The following is a 19,370-nucleotide window of genomic DNA, read 5'->3' as shown; positions in this document are numbered from 1 at the left end:
AGGCGCATTATTCAAAAGGCGACTATTTTCGTCAGTCACTATTCCCCGGGAACATAGTCCTGGTCAATGATCATCACTGGTTTGATAACTGATCCATTGTTTGAAGCTTGGTTAGCTTCGTTGACCTGTTCAAGGGTATAAAACTTTTCTAATTTATCAAATGGGAATTGACCCGCTTGCCAAAAACGAATCAACGTTGGAATCGCCAATTGGGGAATAGCATCTCCCATCAATACCCCATCGACATGTTTTTGAAGAGCTGTTACTTCATTCCAAGGCATGAATTCAAGGGTCTTTTGGGTGACGGCAATTGGCGCTAAGTGACCGCCGGAAGCCAACGCGGAAATTGCCTGATGCATAATTGCAGAAATTCCAGTTGTATCAATGGCGAAATCGACGCCTTGGCCGTTAGTCAATTCTTTGACCTTGGCAACCCAATCTTCATTGAGACTATTAATGGTATCGGTTGCGCCCAGCTCCTTTGCCATTTCCAAGCGTGAATCATGAATATCGACGCAAATAATGGTTGTGCAGCCTTTAATTTTGGCCGCCATTAGCGCAGCCGAACCAACAGCACCTGTTCCAACGATTACAATTGATGAACCTTCTTTAGGATTTAACCCATTAAAAACAGTTCCGGAACCGGTTACAAAGCCACAGCCCAACGGACCAACTTTTCTTAGATCAATTGCTTGGTCAATGACTGTTACATTACGCTCTTGGACTAGCGTTTCAGTAGTCATTGATGATTGATTAAAGAAATTGTGAATGGGTGACCCATCCGGACGCGTAAACGCAACCGAACCATCTGGCCGAACACCCTTGAAATTTAATTGATCCCAATTAACACATGAAGACGGATGCCCGGTTAAACATTGACGACAAGTTCCATCATAATCATACGACAAAATAACATGATCGCCTGGTTTAACCGTTGTAACTTGATTACCCACTTTTTCAACAATGCCGGCGCCTTCATGACCAAGCACCCCCGGATATGGATAGTCGCCAGCTGCTCCAGTTCGAACGGCTTCATCTGAATGACAGATCCCGCTTGCAACAATGTGAACCAAAACTTCGTGAGCTTTCGGCTGATCATCAATTTCTAACGTTTCCAACTTAAACGGTGCGTTGAGTTCTTCGACCACTGCGCCAGTAATTTTTCTTGACATATTTCAAACTCCCCTCAAAGATAACTTGATCTCCCCTTCAAAGTACCTTGTAAGCCCTTCCACGATGAAATCATATAATGAATATTATTCCATTTCAAGCAATGAAACTCATTATTTTATTCACTAATTTTCATGATAATAAAAGTTGCATAATTGTGAAACCCGTTAAACAAGCTAACAAATTAAGGCACCAATAGGTACTGCTAAAATTATTGGAACAATGCGCTTATTAGCTTAAAACAAAACAAGCATAACCACCAGCTGATATGCCTAAAAAGCTCACTATTTATTCTATGTGGCCCAAAATTCATCATAATATCCGTGAACCATTATCATTTTTGACCTTTATGTCGCATTAAAAAACCACTTGGTAAATAACACTTTTAATCGAAGGATTATCTATCAAGTGGTTTATTTAACTAAGCATTACTCACTTAACCAGTCGTACCTAATCGGCTTCTGGGTGAAATTCAATCGTCGCTTTCACTGCCCGCTGCCAACCGGCGTAAAGGTGTTCACGGGTCTTTACGGTCATTTGTGGCTTGAATTCATCCCGGGCCTTAATAGTTTCTTTGATTTCATCAACCGACTGCCAAAAGCCAACCGCCAAACCGGCTAAATAAGCGGCGCCAAGCGCGGTGGTCTCTGCAATTGAAGCCCGCTGGATTGGTGTGCCTAAAATATCAGCCTGGAATTGCATCAAATAATTGTTATTAGCTGCGCCACCATCGACGGCTAATTCTTTTAAATCAATGCCGGTTTCTTTGACCATCGTATCAACAACATCCCTTGTTTGGTATGCCAGGGACTCTAATGTCGCCCGAACAAATTGATTCTTAGTGGTGCCGCGAGTAAGCCCAAAAACGGCCCCTCTGGCATCTTGATCCCAGTATGGCGCCCCCAGGCCGGTAAATGCCGGCACTACGTAGACGCCATCGCTGCTTTTGGCATCAATGGCCATTTGCTCAGATTCAGGCGATGTTTTAACCATTTCCATGGCATCTCTTAGCCATTGGATTGCCGAACCCGCCACGAAAATACTCCCTTCAAGTGCATAATTCACCTTTCCATCAAGGCCATATGCAATCGTTGTCAACAGGCCTCGTTTGGAAAGAGTGGGTTCTTCTCCTGTATTCATAACGATAAAAGCCCCAGTGCCATAGGTATTCTTAATCATCCCCCGCTGCAGCGCCATTTGGCCAAACAAAGCAGCCTGTTGATCACCGGCAATGCCAGCAATTGGCACTTGAACGCCAGCAAACGAGTAACCAGAGGTGTAACCATAAATCTCAGAAGAAGAATGAACTTCTGGTAGCATCGTTGCTGGAATATCCAATAGCTTCAAAATATCTTGATCCCACTGAAGTGTATGAATGTTAAAAAGCATTGTCCGACTGGCGTTCGTGTAGTCAGTCGCATGAACTTTGCCACCAGTCATTTTCCATAGAATCCAAGTATCAATGGTGCCAAATAACAAGTCGCCGTTATCCGCTTTTTGGCGGGCACCGTCAACGTTATCTAAAATCCACTTAATCTTAGTAGCAGAAAAATAGGAATCGATGATTAAGCCCGTTTTATCATGAATGAAGTCGCTTTTGCCGGCTTGCTTGAGTTGATCAGCTAGTGCGGCCGTTTGCTTTGACTGCCAAACAATTGCGTGATAGATCGGCTCGCCGGTATTTTTATCCCAAATAACGGTCGTTTCACGTTGATTAGTCACGCCAATCCCCCGTACTTTGTATGGCGGGACGTCCGCATTAATCAAGCTTTCTGAGATAACTGATTGAACCGCATTCCAGATTTCGTTTGCATCATGCTCTACCCAACCGGATTTGGGGAAGTACTGATGAAATTCCCGCTGTGATTTACCAACGATATCGCCATCATGATTGAAAAGGATTGCCCGAGTACTGGTCGTTCCCTCGTCAATTGACATTATGTATTGTTGATCATTCATGTAAAGGTCTCCATTCTTATTATTAGTGCGTTTGTCGCTTCTATACATCTCCATTAGTATACAATATTCTAATCAGACAAACCAATCCATCATTAAACTTTAGAAAACTAAAAGAAATATAAGTATGAGCTTAAGCCGATTACAGAAACACAAATAAAGAGCTGCCAAATTGAAATCGGATTGGGATTTCAATTTGGCAGCCCTCAATTAATTCATCAAACAAGCTATTTTAATTTGACTCTTCATCGCTCTTTAAAACGCCACCGACACTGTAGCGATCCTTTTGCATTTCACTCAAAATAACGTGAACGTGCTCAGCTGGCGCCCCGGTGTTTTTAACCACGGCAGCCGTAACATCTTCAACAAGCCCTTTTAATTGAGCTTGCGATCGGCCGGCAATCAAATGAATATCCACAATTGGCATAACAGTCCCTCCAAACTATGAGTTTGAAAAAAGTATACGCTCTTTCATTTTCTGTCGCAATATGAATTTACCAACTTGAACAGTCAACCGCCCGATTTTATCTAAAAGATGATACAATAATTCAGATAGAAGTCACTTTCGATAGGAGATATGCATATGATTCCAACAACTAATTATTCTGCTTGCACCAGCATGATCGTCGGCAAAAACGCCAGCGTTGACGGCTCAATTATGATTGCCCGCAACGAAGATAGTAAATCGTCTTGGCCAAAAAACTACGTGATCCACGAACATCAGGAATTCTCTGACGATCAGCTTTTTTCCTCCACGGACAATGGCTTTAAAATGCCATTGCCTAAGATTCGGGCCAAATATTCAGCAACCCCTGAATGGACCTCTCAATACGGATTATTTGAAGAAGATGGCTTCAATGAATACGGCGTCGCAATGAGTGCCACTGAAAGCACCTACACTAACGAGCTGGCGTTGGGAGCTGATCCCCTCGTAAAAGATGGGATTGGCGAAGAAGCCATGATTACGGTGGTATTACCTTATGTGAAAACGGCCCGTCAAGGAGTAGCTCGACTAGGCCAAATTATTGAACATTATGGAACTTCAGAATCAAACGGCATTTTATTTGCTGATAAGAATGAAGCCTGGTACATGGAAACTGCCGGTGGCCATCAATGGGTTGCCCAGCGGATCCCAGACGATAGCTACGTTGTCATCGCAAATCAATCGGCCATTCAAGAAATTGATTTTGACGATTTCGATCATTTCATGTGGGCGACTCATATCCGTGAGTTCGTGGCAACTCATCATCTAAATCCTGATTTAGCGGGTCAAACGTTTAACTTCCGCAAAATCTTTGGGACAGCGACATTGGCGGACACTTATTACAATACACCGCGAGTTTGGTACGGCCTCAGGCTTTTTTCACCGGAGCAAACCTATGACCCAACCGATCAGGAAATGCCATTCATTAATCATAGTAACCGTAAATTAAGTGTCTTTGACGTCCAAGATTTTTTAAGCTCACATTATCAAGGCACCCCCTATGATCCAATTGGTGAGGGCTCAGAGGCCGACAAGCATCGTTTCCGACCAATTAGTCTTGCCAAGACTCAAGAGGCTCATATCCTCCAAATTCGCCCTTCTATGCCTACCCCCGCTGCCGGGATTCAATGGTTAGCTATGGGAGTCGCTGCGCAAAGTTCATTCGTTCCCTTTTATGCCGGCGCCAGCGACACCCCTAGCCAATACCAACATGCAACTGGCTCGTATTCACCGGACCAGGCTTACTGGACGTACAAACTAGCTGGCGTTTTAGTTGATCCGCATTATGTTAAATTTGGCTCCAAACTGGCCGATACACAAAAGCAATTGCGAATTAGCTTTCAACAAGCTATTTCAAATGCAGATCAGGTTGTGAACAGCCTTTCCAACGTCGAACAAGCAAATTATCTGACCAAAATTAACTTTGCTAACGCTCAAAGGGGATTAACTGCTTATCAACAGCTAATTTCTAATATCATCACTCATTCAACGGACTTATCACCCCTGAATTTTAAGCAGGACGTTAACTTATAAGTATAGAACCGAAGAGCGCCGCGCACTAATTGGCACTGCTGCCCTTTGCCGCATTGGTTCCAGCCAATCAGCAATCCGATCTTGATAGTTACTAAGCCAAAAGCGCCACCATTTCAAAATCGTTTTGAAATGATGGCGCTTTTGGCTTAAATGAACTTAAACTGTTTCAGTTTTGCTGATTAATAATGATCACGGGTAAACGCGCCGCGGCTATGATCACTCACTTTCGTCACTAATTTTGTTAATAAGTCTTCAGTATCTTTCATGATTCGATCGGCAGTTCGCTCATTAGCTTGACTTAAGGCCTGCATTAAGTCGCCGCCAGTTTTATCGGCCACCGTTTTGTCAATTCTAGAAATTCGCTGATGACCGTATGCCAAAGTTGCCTGTTGATAGGCTTCGATGTCTGCCATTACTTCTGAGTAGTGATCAGCAGCGATTAGTGAGATTAACCGATTCGCCCAGTAGGCATTATGACTATCCACCAGTGTTGTTGTGTCGCGATAGCAGTCGGGCGTATCCAAAATGTTCGTATAAAAGGGCGCCAGCGTGTTAAACGGGTTGGCAGCAAACGCAATCCACTGAATTGCGGCAAATGCCTTTGGCACATACGGCCGAATTTGGAGAATCGACAATTCCTGATTACGGTTAAAGCCAATTGGCCGATATGGATTGGTATGATAATCAGCGCTTGGAGCGAAGGGGTCATAAGGCGTATCTTGATAGTGAGAACTAAGGACGTATTTAATATCTTCAATCGTGATTTTTCGATCCGCATAATTAATAAATGGCAGATCAGCACTCTCAGGTGATTGATTAGCCACCCGTTTAGGATTAAAGTAGCGCTGACCAAACCAAGCTCGCGGCGTGTTATAGTGATGATCTAACTGGGTGTCGGAACCAAAAATTTTTCGGAAATTAAAGCCTTCACCTAAATTTAAATGATTTTTTTCAACAAATTTGAGCAGGTCAGCTGAATACATAAAGTTATCCGGGTCATCAAATTTAACTTCTTGAATCCCCGTCTGATTTGGCGCAATGACATATGCATCATCGGGAATTCGCTGAGCGACCCAATGATGGCCGCCGGCAGTTTCCATATACCAAATTTCATTAATATCCGAAAAAATAATTCCATTTGATTCGTAAGTACCATACTTTTTGAGTAGTTGCCCCACTCGTTGAACCCCTTGTCTAGCTGTTTTAATATATGGCAAGGTAATTGTGAGGAGGTCTTCTTCACCAAAACCATTTTTAACAAACGGATCAGCTCCCAAGATTCTAGCATTAGTTGTAATTGTTTCGGTGGCACTCATCGCCACGTTATCCAGATTAACCCCAGCTTCGCCCCAAATGCCCTCATCCGTGGCCGCATCTGGCATTGATGTGTAACGAACCGGCTGGTCAGGCAAAGTAATTGAAAATTGACTGAGCTTTGCGTGATAGTCAACTGGCTGATCTTCGTGATGGACTACAACAAATTTTTTAGGATGGACTGCTTCGCCAGCATCCTCATTTCTAGCGATTAAAGTAGCCCCATCATAACTGGCATTCTTACCAACTAATAAAGTGGTACAACTACTATGGTTTGACGCAGACATAATTTTAACCCTCCTAGATATCATCTAGCTTGATTTTACACCAGTTTGCCGGTATTGTGAGCCATCTTTTGGGATCTTTTAGCCAATTAGATAAACTGTTACCAAACAAAAAAGATTGTTTACAAGGCCACTTGTAACAATCTTTTTTGGTTAATACCATATCACTATTTTTGAGGCGGTTCTTCGTAATCGCCGTTTGGACAAACCACTTGGGTGCCGCCCTTGACCTTTTTTTCGACCAAGAAATGACCATCTTTTGGACAATTTCTGCCGATGGGCTTATCCCAGGAGACGAAGTCACAATCTGGAAAACGGGAGCAACCATAAAAAACGCGATTCCGTTTTGACTTACGTTCAATGACTTGGCCTTGGTGACACTTCGGACAAATCACGCCAATTTCTTTAACAATGGCTTTTGTGTTTCGACAATCTGGAAAGCGAGAACATGCATAGAACTTACCGTAACGGCCCATTTTAACAACCATTGGTGCGCCACAGATGTCGCAGTTAAAACCAGCTGGTTCATCTTTGATCTGAACCTTCTCCATATTTTTAGTTGCTGATTCAACTTCGTCAGAAAACGGTCGATAAAATTTATCAACTAATTTGATCCAGTTTTCTTTTCCCTCTTCGACTTGATCCAACTTGCCTTCTAAATTGGCAGTAAAATCAATATTCACGATATCTGGGAAATACTCAACGATAATTTTATTGACAATTTCACCAAGTTCCGTTGGTTCAAACCGACGGCCAACTTCTTTGACATAGTACCGTCGCTGAATCGTATCAATGGTCGGTGAATAAGTTGATGGTCGACCAACGCCCTTTTCTTCCAGCGCCTTGATTAAATTAGCTTCACTATAGCGAGCTGGCGGTTGAGTAAAATGTTGGTCAGGATTGTTTTTGACAAGTTTAACGGTATCGCCAGTTTCGAGGTCTGGTAATAGATTATCTTTTTCCTTACCATCGCCATAAATCTTTAAGAAACCATCAAACTTAAGTTTCGACCCATTCGCTTTAAAAACAACTTGGTTTTGTTCGATAGTGACTGCCATGGTATCCATAATGGCAGGTGTCATTTGACTAGCCACAAACCGCGACCAAACCAATTGATATAATTTAAACTGGTCTTTATTCAAGTATTGCTTCAAACTGGCGGGCGTTCGGAAAACCGAAGTTGGCCGAATCGCCTCATGGGCATCTTGCGCACCTTCTGGCAACTTTCCTTTGATGGGTTTGGTAGCGGCGTATTCAGCTCCGTATTTTTCATGCAAAAATGTCGAGGCTTCGTGCTTGGCGATTGCCGAAATTCTTGTTGAATCGGTCCGCATATATGTGATTAAGCCTTGGCTGCCTTCCTTGCCAATATTGATGCCTTCATACAACTGCTGGGCTGCCATCATTGTTTTTCGCGTTCGAAAGTTAAGTTTCCGGTTTGCTTCTTGCTGCATCGTACTAGTTGTAAATGGCGGCTGCGGCTGGCGTTTGCGTTCCTTTCGAGTCACTTTGGTGATTTCAAAGTCACCCTTTGGATCCAATCGCTTTAAAACATCCTGGACAGCGTCATTATTCGGTAACGCCTTTTTCTTACCATTTAAACCATAGAAACTCGCTTTAAACTTTTTACTGCGGCCCTTCTTAAATTCCGAATCAATTGACCAATATTCTTCAGGCACAAAATTTTTAATTTCGTTTTCCCGCTGAATAATCAGCCACAGTGCAATCGATTGGACCCGACCAGCACTCAGCCCTTTTTTAACCTTTTGCCATAATAGCGGTGAAATTGAATAGCCGACTAGTCGATCAAGCACTCGGCGAGCTTGTTGGGCGTCTACTAAGTTCATATCAATGTTTCGGGGATGTTTAAAGGATTCCTTAACAGCGTCCTTCGTAATTTCATTAAAGACCACTCGATTATCCGCTTTGGGGTCTAAGTCTAAAATGTGGGACAAGTGCCAGGCAATTGATTCGCCTTCTCGATCCGGATCGGCTGCCAAATAGACTTTTTTTGCCTTTTTTGCAGCCGACCTTAATTCTTTGATCGTGTCCCCCTTACCTCGAATTGAAATATAATGGGGTTCGTAATCATGATCAATGTCGACGCCCATCTTACTTTTTGGCAAGTCCCGAACGTGGCCCTTGCTGGCAACAACTTTATAGGAACGGCCAAGGTACTTTTCAATGGTCTTTGCTTTTGCAGGCGATTCGACAATAACCAGATTTTTCTTTGGAGAAGACCGGCGTTTGGTCTTGCTTTTGGCTTTGGATCTGGGTTTGGTTGTAGTAGCCATGATTTCTCCTTTCAACGTTACTAGTTATTTATTAGTTAAGCATTTATTTATCTGCACAAATCTACCATATCATATGGCAAGTATTTTTAAGTGTCAACTAATGAATTCTTCGAGAATATCTTCGGCCCTTAAAACGGGTTTGGCTCCGGCCGCAATTAATTCGTTCGTGCCAACCGATAATGGGCTGTGAATCGGTCCCGGAATTGCCAACACATTTCGATTGTTTTGAAGGGCAAGATTAGCCGTAATCAAACTACCTGAGTGATGCTTCGCTTCAGTCACCAGAATACTTTGCACCAAGCCGGCGATAATTCGGTTGCGCTCCGGAAAATGGCTACGATATCCTCGGGTTTTGTTTGGATACTCGCTGATTAGTAAGTAGCGAGTAGCAATTTGGTCTTGCAAATATCGATTTGTTCGTGGATAAGCAATGTCTAATCCGGTCCCAATCACCGCGATTGTTTGGCCGTCATTGGCAATTGCACATTGATGAGCAAGTGTATCAACACCTTTGGCCAGACCAGACACAATTGTCATTCTATTGGAAATCGTTCCGGGAATCAAATATTTTAATGCGATGGTCGAGTAATTTGTCGCTTCTCTTGCCCCAACAATTCCCAATAGTTGACCAGTGACTAAAGCAAGATTGCCCCGGTAAAACAAAACAATCGGCGCCGCGTAAGCTTCTTTAAGGTTAGCTGGATAGCTCGGGTCAGCAATGCTTACCCATTTTTCGCCGTCGACAAGTTGGGCAACCAAGTGATCATTATTCATGAGTTGAAGGTAAGCAGCTGAAAAAGCGGCTTGATTGTGCGGCTTAATTTCAGCAACCGCCATTAATGTCGACAGTTCAGGCAGTTTGCGATCATTAAAGCCCCGAGTAGCTAGCCAATCATAAATTTTTGATTTACCAACAATCCCAATTCCCCGACATAAATGAATTCTCAGCAAAAAATCTCTTAAAAGCATTTTCGTTCTTCCTTTTAAGAGTAGTTACGGAAAAAAGAGCTGATTATCTGCTATTTTTTTGAACTGGCGCAAAACTCATTCGATGAATTGGTGTCGGCCCAAATTTTTTTAAAGCTGCTAAATGCTTTGCGGTGCCGTAACCGGCATTATGTTCAAAATCGTACTCGGGATATTGGCGGGAAAAGTCAGTCATTAAATGATCCCGATAAACTTTGGCAATGATACTGGCAGCAGAGACGCTAATACTCTTTGCATCTCCTTTAATCAGCCTTGTTTGGTGAATTGGCGTGTCAATCTGCATGGCATCGACAATAATCTCATTAGGTTGGGGAATAAGTTTGGCCACGGCCTGTTTCATTGCTACCCGTGTTGCTTCATAGATATTGAGTTGATCAATTTGTTGGTTGTCAACAACCCCCACTCCAAGGCTCAACGCTTCTTGCTTAATTAACGGGTAAAGTTTTTCCCGCGCCTTTCGAGTGAGTTGTTTAGAATCATTCACATCGATCAAATCAAAGTCAGGCGGCAAAATGGCCGCACAAGCCACAACTGGGCCGGCTAATGGTCCCCTACCAACTTCATCAACACCGGCTACGTATTGAAGCCCACGCTGCCAAAATTGGCGCTCATATTTAAAGCGTTGCTCAAAAGCAGCTAAACGGGCGCTTTGGTTAGCTAACCGTTTTTGGGTCGCCCGAACGGCTACTTGAACGCCCTTACGCGGATCTTGGGCCAGCTGAGCCAGCCGCGGATCAGTTGGTTTCTTAACGCTTAACAATAACTGTTTAATCTCTGAAATTGTCATATCAACCTTCACCCACTAAGGATTTTGGATCATCCAAAGTATATCGACCGACCTTTCCAGAACGGATGTCTTGAATAATTCGGTTAGAAGCCCGCTCATAATCATCACGCATACCAATTTTGGCCGTAATTTTGAGCAATAAATCGACATCTGATAAACCAAGATCCACTTGTTCTAAGTGATATCGCTGACACAAAGCTTCAGGATGGGACGCTTTAAAATAATGAAGCCCAAACAATGCAATATCATCACTGTGAAAAACGCTGTCCTTGACGGCACCGGTCAGCGCTAACTTGTTAGCAACTTCTTGATTTGAAAACTTAGGCCAAAGGATGCCGGGAGTGTCAAGTAATTCAAGGCGATCGCCAGATTTGAGCCACTGCTGGCCCTTTGTAACCCCCGGACGATTACCAACTTGAGCAGCTCTACGGTTAACCAAACGATTTAAAACAGTTGACTTACCAACATTGGGCACGCCAACACTAATGGCTCGAATCGGCCGTTTTTTCATTCCCTTAGCTTGCTCTCTTTGCAGTTTATCTTTTAAAATCGGCAAAATAGTTGAGAGAACATTGTTAATGCCAAAATTAGTTTTAGCATCAATGGCAATTGCTGGCTGCTGAATTTGTTGAAAATACGTTAGCCATTGCGTGGTTATTAACGGATCAGCTAGATCCCGCTTAGTGATAATAAACAAATGAGGTTTCCCCGCACTAATGCGTCGAATCTCAGGATTTTGGGAGGTATAGGGTATCCGCGCATCGATAATTTCGAACACAATGTCGACTAACGAAAGATTTTCTTCAAATTGGCGAATGGCTTTTGCCATGTGGCCCGGGAACCATTGAATTGTTACTGCCATTTTGTCACTTCCTACATGCTTTCTTGATACAATTTCCATGCATCATCAAATATTTCCATATTTGGAAGATACGAAGCATTTTCTTCCAAGTATTTTGAAATCTGGTCAAACTGGTCCACCTGTTTTGGAAAGGATTGATCATAAAATGCATTATTTGCAAACTCAGCAATTGGATCAGCACTTCCCGGATTTCGTTGAGTCATTAAAAATTGATAAAAGGTTTTATTCATTAATTGTTGCCTCCTAAAAAAGTAAGCGAAGCAAAGCGGTTAGAAAGCGGAGCCTAAGTCCACTTAGCCGGAAATCCCGGGCTTGGATTTTTGGACAAGTGGACTTAGGTGCAGCTCTCTGCTTTGCGCAGCTGTCCTACTAAAGTGAGCGAAGCAAAGCGCTTATAACCGTCAAGAATCCTAAACTGAAGTTTTTTACTGATATGTCGCCTAAAGGCTTCATTGTTATAGCAACCTCGTTATTGCGGTAACAAAATATCAAAGGCAAATTTGCCCTTGCCAGTCATATCGATCGTCTTAGCACGGTAATTAACACCATGCCGACTCATGTGGTTAATATCAAGCTTAATTAATTTTTGCTTTGGCACTAATTGTACCCATTTGGGCAGTCGGTAACTCTTTTCAACGTAAGTTAAAACAAAGCTAATTGGGACGGGAAATTGACCTAGTGAAAGCTTGGTTGCGTGTAACTCGATATTACCATTCGATAATACCTTCGGGTCAAAGAAGACGGTATAGTCAACGTTTGCCCCCAGCAACTTCATTGAACCATAGACGATTCCTTGGTCAGCCACTTTGAAGTGATACTTGGCATTATCACTGCCATTTTGCAGCTTGTCAAGATAATATTCCGATAATGTATTGAGTTGCTTTTTGTTAAGCTCGGCAGAAATTGGTGTCGTACGCTGGGTATTTGATGATTCGCCAAATTGATTATCGCTATTCGAAGGTAATTGAACGACCAATAGTAGCGCTAAAAAAATCAATACAATTAAGCCAATCAACGTTAAAAAGGCAATTTTCCACGGATTTCGTTGTTTTGTCATTTTTGATGAGCTTCGTTGCATTAATTACCATCATCCCTTCACCCAGTCCAAGTGCTGACTGAGTTGTTTGTATAACAAGTTTGTCATGATTTGATACCCAATTTGATTTGGGTGAAAGTGATCCTCGGTTGATAAATATCGATTTGATTGGGTAGCATTTCCGTTTAGTAAAGCTTCAATTTCATTAGCGTCATTGCTTTGATTGCCAATAGCGGCTGCCCGCTGACGCAAGTGTTGGCGAGATTTGGCCGTTCGATATTGACCATCCGATAAGGGTTTATTAATTGGAATAAAGTAAATCTGGGAATGCTTTTGCGCAACTGATTTTGTCACCGTATTGTTGGCGGCAACCGCGCGACTAATGAATGAAACTTGGGGGAAATAAACATAGACTGGATTATAAATGCCAAACACAAAAATTGGGGAATGGGAATTGACCTTGCGGATATCTGTAAATAGGCGATTAACTCGCTGACGATAACTAGTTTGGTAGTGAGTCAGTCGTCCGTTCAATTGGGTTCGATTATTATCGACAACGTTATTTTTTAAAAAATGTAGTAAATCGTTACCACCCGTTGTAACCGTAATAACATCCGCGGTTCGCAAACTGCGTCGTAATTTGGCCGAGTGAACGACTCGATTATTAATTTGGTTAGTCGTTTCACCAGAAATTCCAAAATTAGCAGTTGACATTTTAACATGAGGATTTTGATCGTTAACCTTTTTTCTAATTAAGTAAGTGTAGCCTCCCCGTCCCTTAGGATCACCAACGCCTTGGGTCAACGAATCACCGACAGCCGTTAATTTGACGGCCCTTGGTGGTCGATTTTGATATTGATTGTATATAACAAACGCAATCCCGGCAACCATGAACGTCGCCAATATCATCAACCAAAATCTGATTTTGTGAGTTTTTTTATGAGTTCTTTTCACTTATGAACGCTCCTGAAGGCCGCTTTAGTCGGTCACCTATCATTGATTAAAATATAAAAGAGAGCATCGACATAGCAAAATTGTCTCAGCCCTTTTGTAATAGTCAGTTTATTTTAATCTGGATCACTGTAATAAATCAAAGCAAAACCACCCCGACCAACGTGTGTCGCAATAATGGGAGACGTTGTCCGATAATATAGCGGCACATCTGGGAAGAGTTCCTTGAGTTGTTGAACAGTGTCCTTTAAAACATCTGTTTCGGTTACATACGAAACCCCAATCATCTTGATGGCCTTTGTGTTCTTCATGTCATCAATGATTTTACCAAAGAATTTCCGTAGTGATTTATCACCGCGACCCTTTGAAATAACCTTCAACTTGCCGTCAGCAACTTGGAGCCCTAATTTCAAATTCAAAAAGTTGGTAATTGCCCCGGCAATCGGATGAAGACGGCCGCCTTTTACAATGTTATCAAGCGTCATCACGCAAAGATAAAGCTTTGTGTTTTGCCGGATCTTAGCAATTGTATTCAAAATAGTCTGGCGATCGGCCCCTTCTTGAGCTAATTTAGCAGCCGCAAGGACTTGAAAAGACAAACCACGATCCGTAAATTCGCTATCAACAACTTCTACATCGCTTTTACTGAGAGTTGCGGCTTGTTCGGCTGCATGAACGGTTCCACTAATCGCTTGAAGCATATTAATACACAGCACTTGACTGCCGTCTTTTCCCGCTTCGTCAAACGCCTCGATGAACTTACCAACAGGTGGTTGGCTAGTCTTTGGTAGATCCTTTGCTGCCAACATTTTGGGCACAAATTGTTCATTATTGATCGTATCACGCTCAACATAAACAGTGCCATCAATCATGACAGTCAAAGGCACTACGGTAATATCATATTGCTTAACTTCTTCGTCAGAAAGTTGCACTGATGAATCCGTCACAATTTTTACTTTTGCCATTTAAGCCACTCGTTTCTTTACAAAATTAATAATTATTTTAACCCAAACATTATTATATCAGAGTTTGCGATTAACTGACATATTCATTTTGAAGGGTCAGTTTCGTTCAAAAACTTCAAAAACATGGGGGTAGGGGTTTTGTTCATTTACAACACCGTCGATGCTGCTAACCAATTCGAAGTTGGTGTAATCAATTGTGGGCATATAAGTATCCCCAGTAAATGAATGCGCAATTTTAGTCCGATAAAGCCGATCAACTTGGGTTAATAATTGTGAAAATAAATTGGCGCCGCCCGTAACAAAATAATTTTGCCCTGGATTGGCTGTGATTAATCGGTTTAGATCAGCTATCGAGGATACAACGACCACGCCTTCAGGAAAGTCATGCTGCCTAGAAACCACAATGTTTTCCCTTCCTGGCAATGGCCGATTGTAACTTCTAAAAGTTCGGGCACCAGACACAATTGGATGGCCCATCGTCGTTTGTTTAAAATACTTCATGTCATCAGCCAAATGCCAAGGCAGCTGACCATTAGCCCCAATGAGACCATTTTGATCTTCTGCCCAAATAAATGAAATCATGCAACGACCCCCTATACTGCAACCGGTGCTTTGATAACCGGATAAGGATCGTAATTTTTGACTTTGATATCTTTCATCGTAAAATCAGCCAGCTGCTTTTTATCTGGATTTAACCATAATTGAGGAGCATCCTTTGGCTTTCTGGTTAACTGTTCTTTGACTTGTTCAATATGGTTATCATAAATATGAGCATCGCCCAAGGTATGAACAAACTCGCCAACCTCCAAGCCACATTCCCTGGCAATCAAGGAAGTGAGCAATGAATAACTAGCAATGTTATAAGGCACGCCAAGAAAAATATCCCCTGACCGTTGATACAACTGGCAGCTTAACTTACCATCCACCACATAGAATTGAAATAGCGTATGACACGGTGGCAATGCCATTGTTGGCACGTCCTCTGGATTCCAAGCGGATACAATCATTCGCCTAGAATCCGGATGGTGTTTAATAAGTTCAATCACGTTTTGAATCTGGTCAATAGTTTGTCCCGTTGAAGTTTTCCAAGCTCGCCACTGACTACCATAAACCAAACCTAAATCGCCATATTTGTTAGCAAAGTCTTCATCGTCTAGGATTCGTTGACAAAATAACTGCTTTTGTTCTTGATACACTTGATTAAAGGCGGGATCTTTGAGTGCTCGATGTGAAAAGTCAGTCATATCAGGACCGGTGTAATCCGATGAATTTACAAACTTTTCAAAGGCCCATTCATCCCAAATATGATTTTTATGTTGTAGCAAGAAACGAATGTTGGTATCGCCCTTTAAGAACCATAGTAATTCGCTTTTAATAAGTCCGAATGGGATTTTTTTAGTTGTTAACAAGGGGAACCCTTTTGAAAGATCAAATCGCATTTGGTAGCCAAACGTACTTAATGTTCCTGTGTGGGTGCGGTCTGACTTTTGGTGGCCGTGTTCCAAAACGTACTTTTCAAGGGTTAAATAGGCATCTTCTAACATGGCAATTCTCCTTTTACTTTATTACTCAGCGTACTCACTCAAATATTCCCAACGTTTAATTTTCTGGTCAATTTCTGATTCTAATTGATCTTTTTGAGCCTGCAAGTCAGCTAATTTATCATAATCGCTGCCATTTGACTGCATTTGCTTGTCAATATCACTTTGCTGTGTTTCAAGTTTATCAATATCCGATTCAATGTGACTGTACTCTAACTGCTCGGCATAGGTTAGCTTTTTCTTTTGCGGTTTTTGGGAAGCGGCATCATTGGTGGTTGGTTGTTTAGCTGGCTTGGGCTTAGCATTTCGACTTTTTTGTTTGTTTAACTGACGCTTTTTAGTCAAATAATCACTAAATCGGCCACGATGTTCTTCAATCACCCCATCGCCATCAAAAATTAATAACCGATCGGCCACCTTATCCAAAAAATACCGGTCATGAGAGACCGTGATAACCGTTCCTTGAAATTTAGAAATATAATCTTCTAAAACCGTTAGCGTGGCGATGTCTAAATCATTAGTCGGCTCATCCAGTAACAAAACGTTTGGCTGCTGCATCAAAAGTTTCAATAAATACAGCCGTCGCTTTTCGCCACCAGACAATTTACGAATCAGGGTTCCATGCATGAACCGTGGGAATAAAAATTGTTCCAATAATTCTGTCACACTGATCTTTTGACCCTCTTTATCAGTCACCTGCTGGCCGATTTCACTTAGGTAGTTAATCACCCGCTTATCTTCTGGAATGGGTTCAGTTAACTGAGTATAATACGCCATTTTAACAGTTTCGCCAATCTTTATGATACCAGAATCCAATTTAAGGCGACCCGCAATGACGTTTAAAAGACTGGTCTTGCCAGCTCCATTTTCACCGCTAATGCCAATTCGTTCATTTGGCTGAACCAATAAGTCAAAATTCTTTAGGATCGTTTGATTGGCGATCGTTAAGTTAGCGTTTTTGATATTGATAACTTCTTTGCCCAGCCGCGTCTGGCCAAGTGAAATATCAACATCTTGGTCTAGCTGCAAGGTGTTCACATTTTTCTTTAAATCATTAAACCGGTTAATGCGGGCTTGCTGTTTAGTGGATCGCGCTTTAGCCCCCGTTTTCATCCATGCCAATTCAGCTTTATACAATTGCTGCGTTTTATGTTGGGCTTCAATGGCCCCTTGAACCCGAGTTGCTTTTTGGGCAACGTAGTCCTGGTAGTTGCCTTCGTATTCATAGAGTTTGCCAAAGGAAAGTTCCCAAATCTTATTAGCCACTTGATCCAAGAAGTAGCGATCATGGGTGACGACAATCAAAGAACCTTTGTAACCAGCCAAATAATTTTGCAGCCAATCAATTGAGTCAAAATCCAAATGGTTAGTTGGCTCATCAAGTAATAATAAGTCAGGCGATTGAATCAACACTTGAGCAAGACCAACTCGCCGCCGTTGACCACCAGATAAGTCACCTACTTTTTGTTGGTCATCATCAATCTTTAGCTGGGTTAAAATTGTTTTAACATCACTTTGAGCATTCCAAGCATCTTCCTCATTCATTCGCGCCTCAGCCTTTGTGTAGCGTTTCAAAGCAGCCGGGTCGTTTGGATGAATCGAATAAGCGTTAAGTGCCTGTTCGTAGTTGCGGATGGTCTGATAAACCTTCTGAGAACCTGAAAAAACTGCATCCATAATCGATAAATCATTATTTAATTCGGGATCCTGGGTTAGATAACCAATCGTATATGCTTTGGACGTGATAATTTGGCCGCTTGAATCATGGTCAACCCCAGAAATGGCGTTTAATAATGATGTTTTACCGCTGCCATTTGTACCAATTAAGCCAATCCGATCGTGCTCATTAATCATAAAGTTTAACTGATCAAACAGGGTCTTTTCGCCATACGTCTTGGTAAGTCCTTCAACCCGCATTGTTTCCATTAATTAATCATCTCCATTTACAAAATGGCTGACTGCCGCGATCAGTGCTTGTTTTTCGTTGGTAACTTCTGCCTGCACGACGGCTTTTTCCAGATAATTGAGTGTTTGACCCAAAAGTGGGCTGGGCGATAAAATCCCAGCTTTGATGAGTTCGCCGCCAGTAATCTGAAGTTGTTTTTTGTTGGTAATTGGTAGTTGATCGTAATCGTTTAAATAATCGGAAAACGATGTTGTGCCACCAGCATTTAAAATTGTAACGGCATTTTGAACATTCCTTTGACCGGCTCGATATAAATCCCAATTTGAAACGTCATCTGCCGTCATCTTAAACAGTAACTCAGTAGTTAGTATAACATCTTCAATCACCTGATTCGCAGATTTCCATGCTTTTAAAAATCGTTTAATTTGTTCTGAATGATCATTGAAATAAAAGGCTAGCAGGGCCCAAACCTGTACCTCATTTTGAACCGAAAATCCAGTCGTGGCAATCGCCTGCAGTTGGGCTTTTTTTGAAGCAAAACCGGGCATATGGCGATACAAATTCGTGATTAGGGTTAGATCCAGTCCGCGCTTGGCATCTTTTCCCATCATCATTTTGACAAATTCAGCATGAATTCGTTCAACGGCAATTTTTTCCAGTAGTTGGCTATGCCGCGAAATACCGGCTAAAGTGTTGGCTTCGATTTTAAAATCCAATTGGCTTGCAAACCGGACTGCTCGCATCATTCGCAGCGCATCCTCGTTAAAGCGTTCATTAGGGTCACCAACGGCTTTAATAACGTGGGCAGCCATGTCTGCCAAGCCACCGAATAGGTCGGTAATTTGACCGTTTTCGCTCATTGCCAGCGCGTTGATCGTAAAATCTCGGCGTTTAAGATCTTCCTTAAGTGATCTAACAAATTTGACATGATCCGGCCGCCGATAATCTTGATAACCGGATTCCGTTCGAAAAGTTGTTACTTCATATCCAGTCCCGTGATCCAAAATCATCACCGTTCCATGCTCAATGCCGGTATCGACAGTCCGCCGAAACAGACTTTTGACTTCGCTTGGATAAGCACTGGTAGCAATGTCGACATCATGAATAGGCCGTCCCAAGAGTGTATCTCGAACTGAACCGCCGACAAAGTATGCTTCAAAGCCGGCCTGTTCAATCTTTCGAAGAATTGGCAGGGCTTCTTGAAATTCGTTTGGAATCTTGCTTATTTTCACGATAATCGCCATCCATTTTGTATTTAGTCCGTAATCAATTTTACCAGAATTATCACCAGATGAAAAAG

The 19,370-nt window shown here is 42.2% G+C and carries 17 protein-coding genes; 1 reads left to right on the top strand and 16 read right to left on the bottom strand.

The genetic code is table 11. The features are described from left to right. Positions 1 to 38 precede the first annotated feature (38 nt). The 3 genes from YK48G_RS00995 to thmT all read right to left on the bottom strand — a co-directional run bounded on the left by YK48G_RS00995 (position 39) and on the right by thmT (position 3,553). Entirely contained in the window at positions 39 to 1,172 is a 1,134-nt protein-coding gene (locus YK48G_RS00995) for an NAD(P)-dependent alcohol dehydrogenase (protein WP_203628838.1), read from the bottom strand. 448 nt (positions 1,173 to 1,620) lie between these two features. After that, a complete protein-coding gene (gene glpK, locus YK48G_RS00990; RefSeq protein WP_203628837.1) occupies positions 1,621 to 3,129 on the bottom strand; it encodes a glycerol kinase GlpK in 1,509 nt (502 codons plus the stop codon). A 229-nt stretch (positions 3,130 to 3,358) separates the two neighbouring features. Further along, positions 3,359 to 3,553, bottom strand: coding sequence for a 2-hydroxymuconate tautomerase (gene thmT / locus YK48G_RS00985; protein WP_203628836.1), 195 nt, complete (start codon positions 3,551 to 3,553; stop codon positions 3,359 to 3,361). Between the two features lie 156 nt (positions 3,554 to 3,709). Between thmT and YK48G_RS00980 the strand changes: the two genes are divergently transcribed. Further along, a complete protein-coding gene (locus YK48G_RS00980) occupies positions 3,710 to 5,143 on the top strand; it encodes a C69 family dipeptidase (RefSeq protein WP_203628835.1) in 1,434 nt (477 codons plus the stop codon). Positions 5,144 to 5,322: 179 nt separating this feature from the next. Here the strand turns inward: YK48G_RS00980 and YK48G_RS00975 are convergent, their stop codons facing one another. The 13 genes from YK48G_RS00975 to YK48G_RS00915 all read right to left on the bottom strand — a co-directional run bounded on the left by YK48G_RS00975 (position 5,323) and on the right by YK48G_RS00915 (position 19,302). After that, a complete protein-coding gene (locus tag YK48G_RS00975; protein ID WP_203628834.1) occupies positions 5,323 to 6,744 on the bottom strand; it encodes a C69 family dipeptidase in 1,422 nt (473 codons plus the stop codon). Between the two features lie 164 nt (positions 6,745 to 6,908). Further along, positions 6,909 to 9,035, bottom strand: coding sequence for a type I DNA topoisomerase (gene topA, locus YK48G_RS00970; RefSeq protein ID WP_203628833.1), 2,127 nt, complete (start codon positions 9,033 to 9,035; stop codon positions 6,909 to 6,911). 93 nt (positions 9,036 to 9,128) lie between these two features. After that, positions 9,129 to 10,004, bottom strand: a complete 876-nt coding sequence (gene dprA, locus YK48G_RS00965; RefSeq protein WP_203628832.1) for a DNA-processing protein DprA — start codon at positions 10,002 to 10,004, stop codon at positions 9,129 to 9,131. 43 nt (positions 10,005 to 10,047) lie between these two features. Continuing rightward, complete coding sequence (gene rnhB, locus YK48G_RS00960; RefSeq protein ID WP_203628831.1) at positions 10,048 to 10,809, bottom strand: ribonuclease HII; 762 nt, start codon at positions 10,807 to 10,809, stop codon at positions 10,048 to 10,050. 1 nt (position 10,810) lies between these two features. Continuing rightward, positions 10,811 to 11,671 (bottom strand): ribosome biogenesis GTPase YlqF, encoded by an 861-nt coding sequence (gene ylqF / locus YK48G_RS00955; RefSeq protein WP_203628830.1) that lies wholly within the window; start codon positions 11,669 to 11,671, stop codon positions 10,811 to 10,813. Between the two features lie 11 nt (positions 11,672 to 11,682). Further along, positions 11,683 to 11,901, bottom strand: a complete 219-nt coding sequence (locus YK48G_RS00950; protein ID WP_203628829.1) for a YozE family protein — start codon at positions 11,899 to 11,901, stop codon at positions 11,683 to 11,685. 239 nt (positions 11,902 to 12,140) lie between these two features. After that, positions 12,141 to 12,728 (bottom strand): YpmS family protein, encoded by a 588-nt coding sequence (locus YK48G_RS00945; RefSeq protein WP_232365239.1) that lies wholly within the window; start codon positions 12,726 to 12,728, stop codon positions 12,141 to 12,143. A 30-nt stretch (positions 12,729 to 12,758) separates the two neighbouring features. Next, a complete protein-coding gene (locus tag YK48G_RS00940; protein ID WP_232365238.1) occupies positions 12,759 to 13,661 on the bottom strand; it encodes a GDSL-type esterase/lipase family protein in 903 nt (300 codons plus the stop codon). Positions 13,662 to 13,774: 113 nt separating this feature from the next. Then, positions 13,775 to 14,623, bottom strand: coding sequence for a DegV family protein (fakB, locus tag YK48G_RS00935; RefSeq protein ID WP_203628827.1), 849 nt, complete (start codon positions 14,621 to 14,623; stop codon positions 13,775 to 13,777). A 96-nt stretch (positions 14,624 to 14,719) separates the two neighbouring features. Then, on the bottom strand, positions 14,720 to 15,205 hold the full coding sequence (locus tag YK48G_RS00930) for a dihydrofolate reductase (RefSeq protein WP_203628826.1): 486 nt from the start codon (positions 15,203 to 15,205) through the stop codon (positions 14,720 to 14,722). A gap of 11 nt (positions 15,206 to 15,216) precedes the next feature. After that, on the bottom strand, positions 15,217 to 16,167 hold the full coding sequence (locus tag YK48G_RS00925) for a thymidylate synthase (protein WP_284692000.1): 951 nt from the start codon (positions 16,165 to 16,167) through the stop codon (positions 15,217 to 15,219). A 21-nt stretch (positions 16,168 to 16,188) separates the two neighbouring features. Further along, on the bottom strand, positions 16,189 to 18,090 hold the full coding sequence (locus YK48G_RS00920) for an ABC-F family ATP-binding cassette domain-containing protein (RefSeq protein ID WP_203628825.1): 1,902 nt from the start codon (positions 18,088 to 18,090) through the stop codon (positions 16,189 to 16,191). A 3-nt stretch (positions 18,091 to 18,093) separates the two neighbouring features. Beyond that, on the bottom strand, positions 18,094 to 19,302 hold the full coding sequence (locus YK48G_RS00915; protein WP_373300127.1) for a CCA tRNA nucleotidyltransferase: 1,209 nt from the start codon (positions 19,300 to 19,302) through the stop codon (positions 18,094 to 18,096). Positions 19,303 to 19,370 lie beyond the last annotated feature (68 nt).

It is taken from the genome of Lentilactobacillus fungorum (assembly GCF_016860605.1).
In the GTDB taxonomy this organism is placed as follows: Bacteria; Bacillota; Bacilli; order Lactobacillales; family Lactobacillaceae; genus Lentilactobacillus; species Lentilactobacillus fungorum.
Note: the sequence above shows the minus strand (reverse complement) of the source record. Positions and strands in the feature narration are given on the sequence as shown.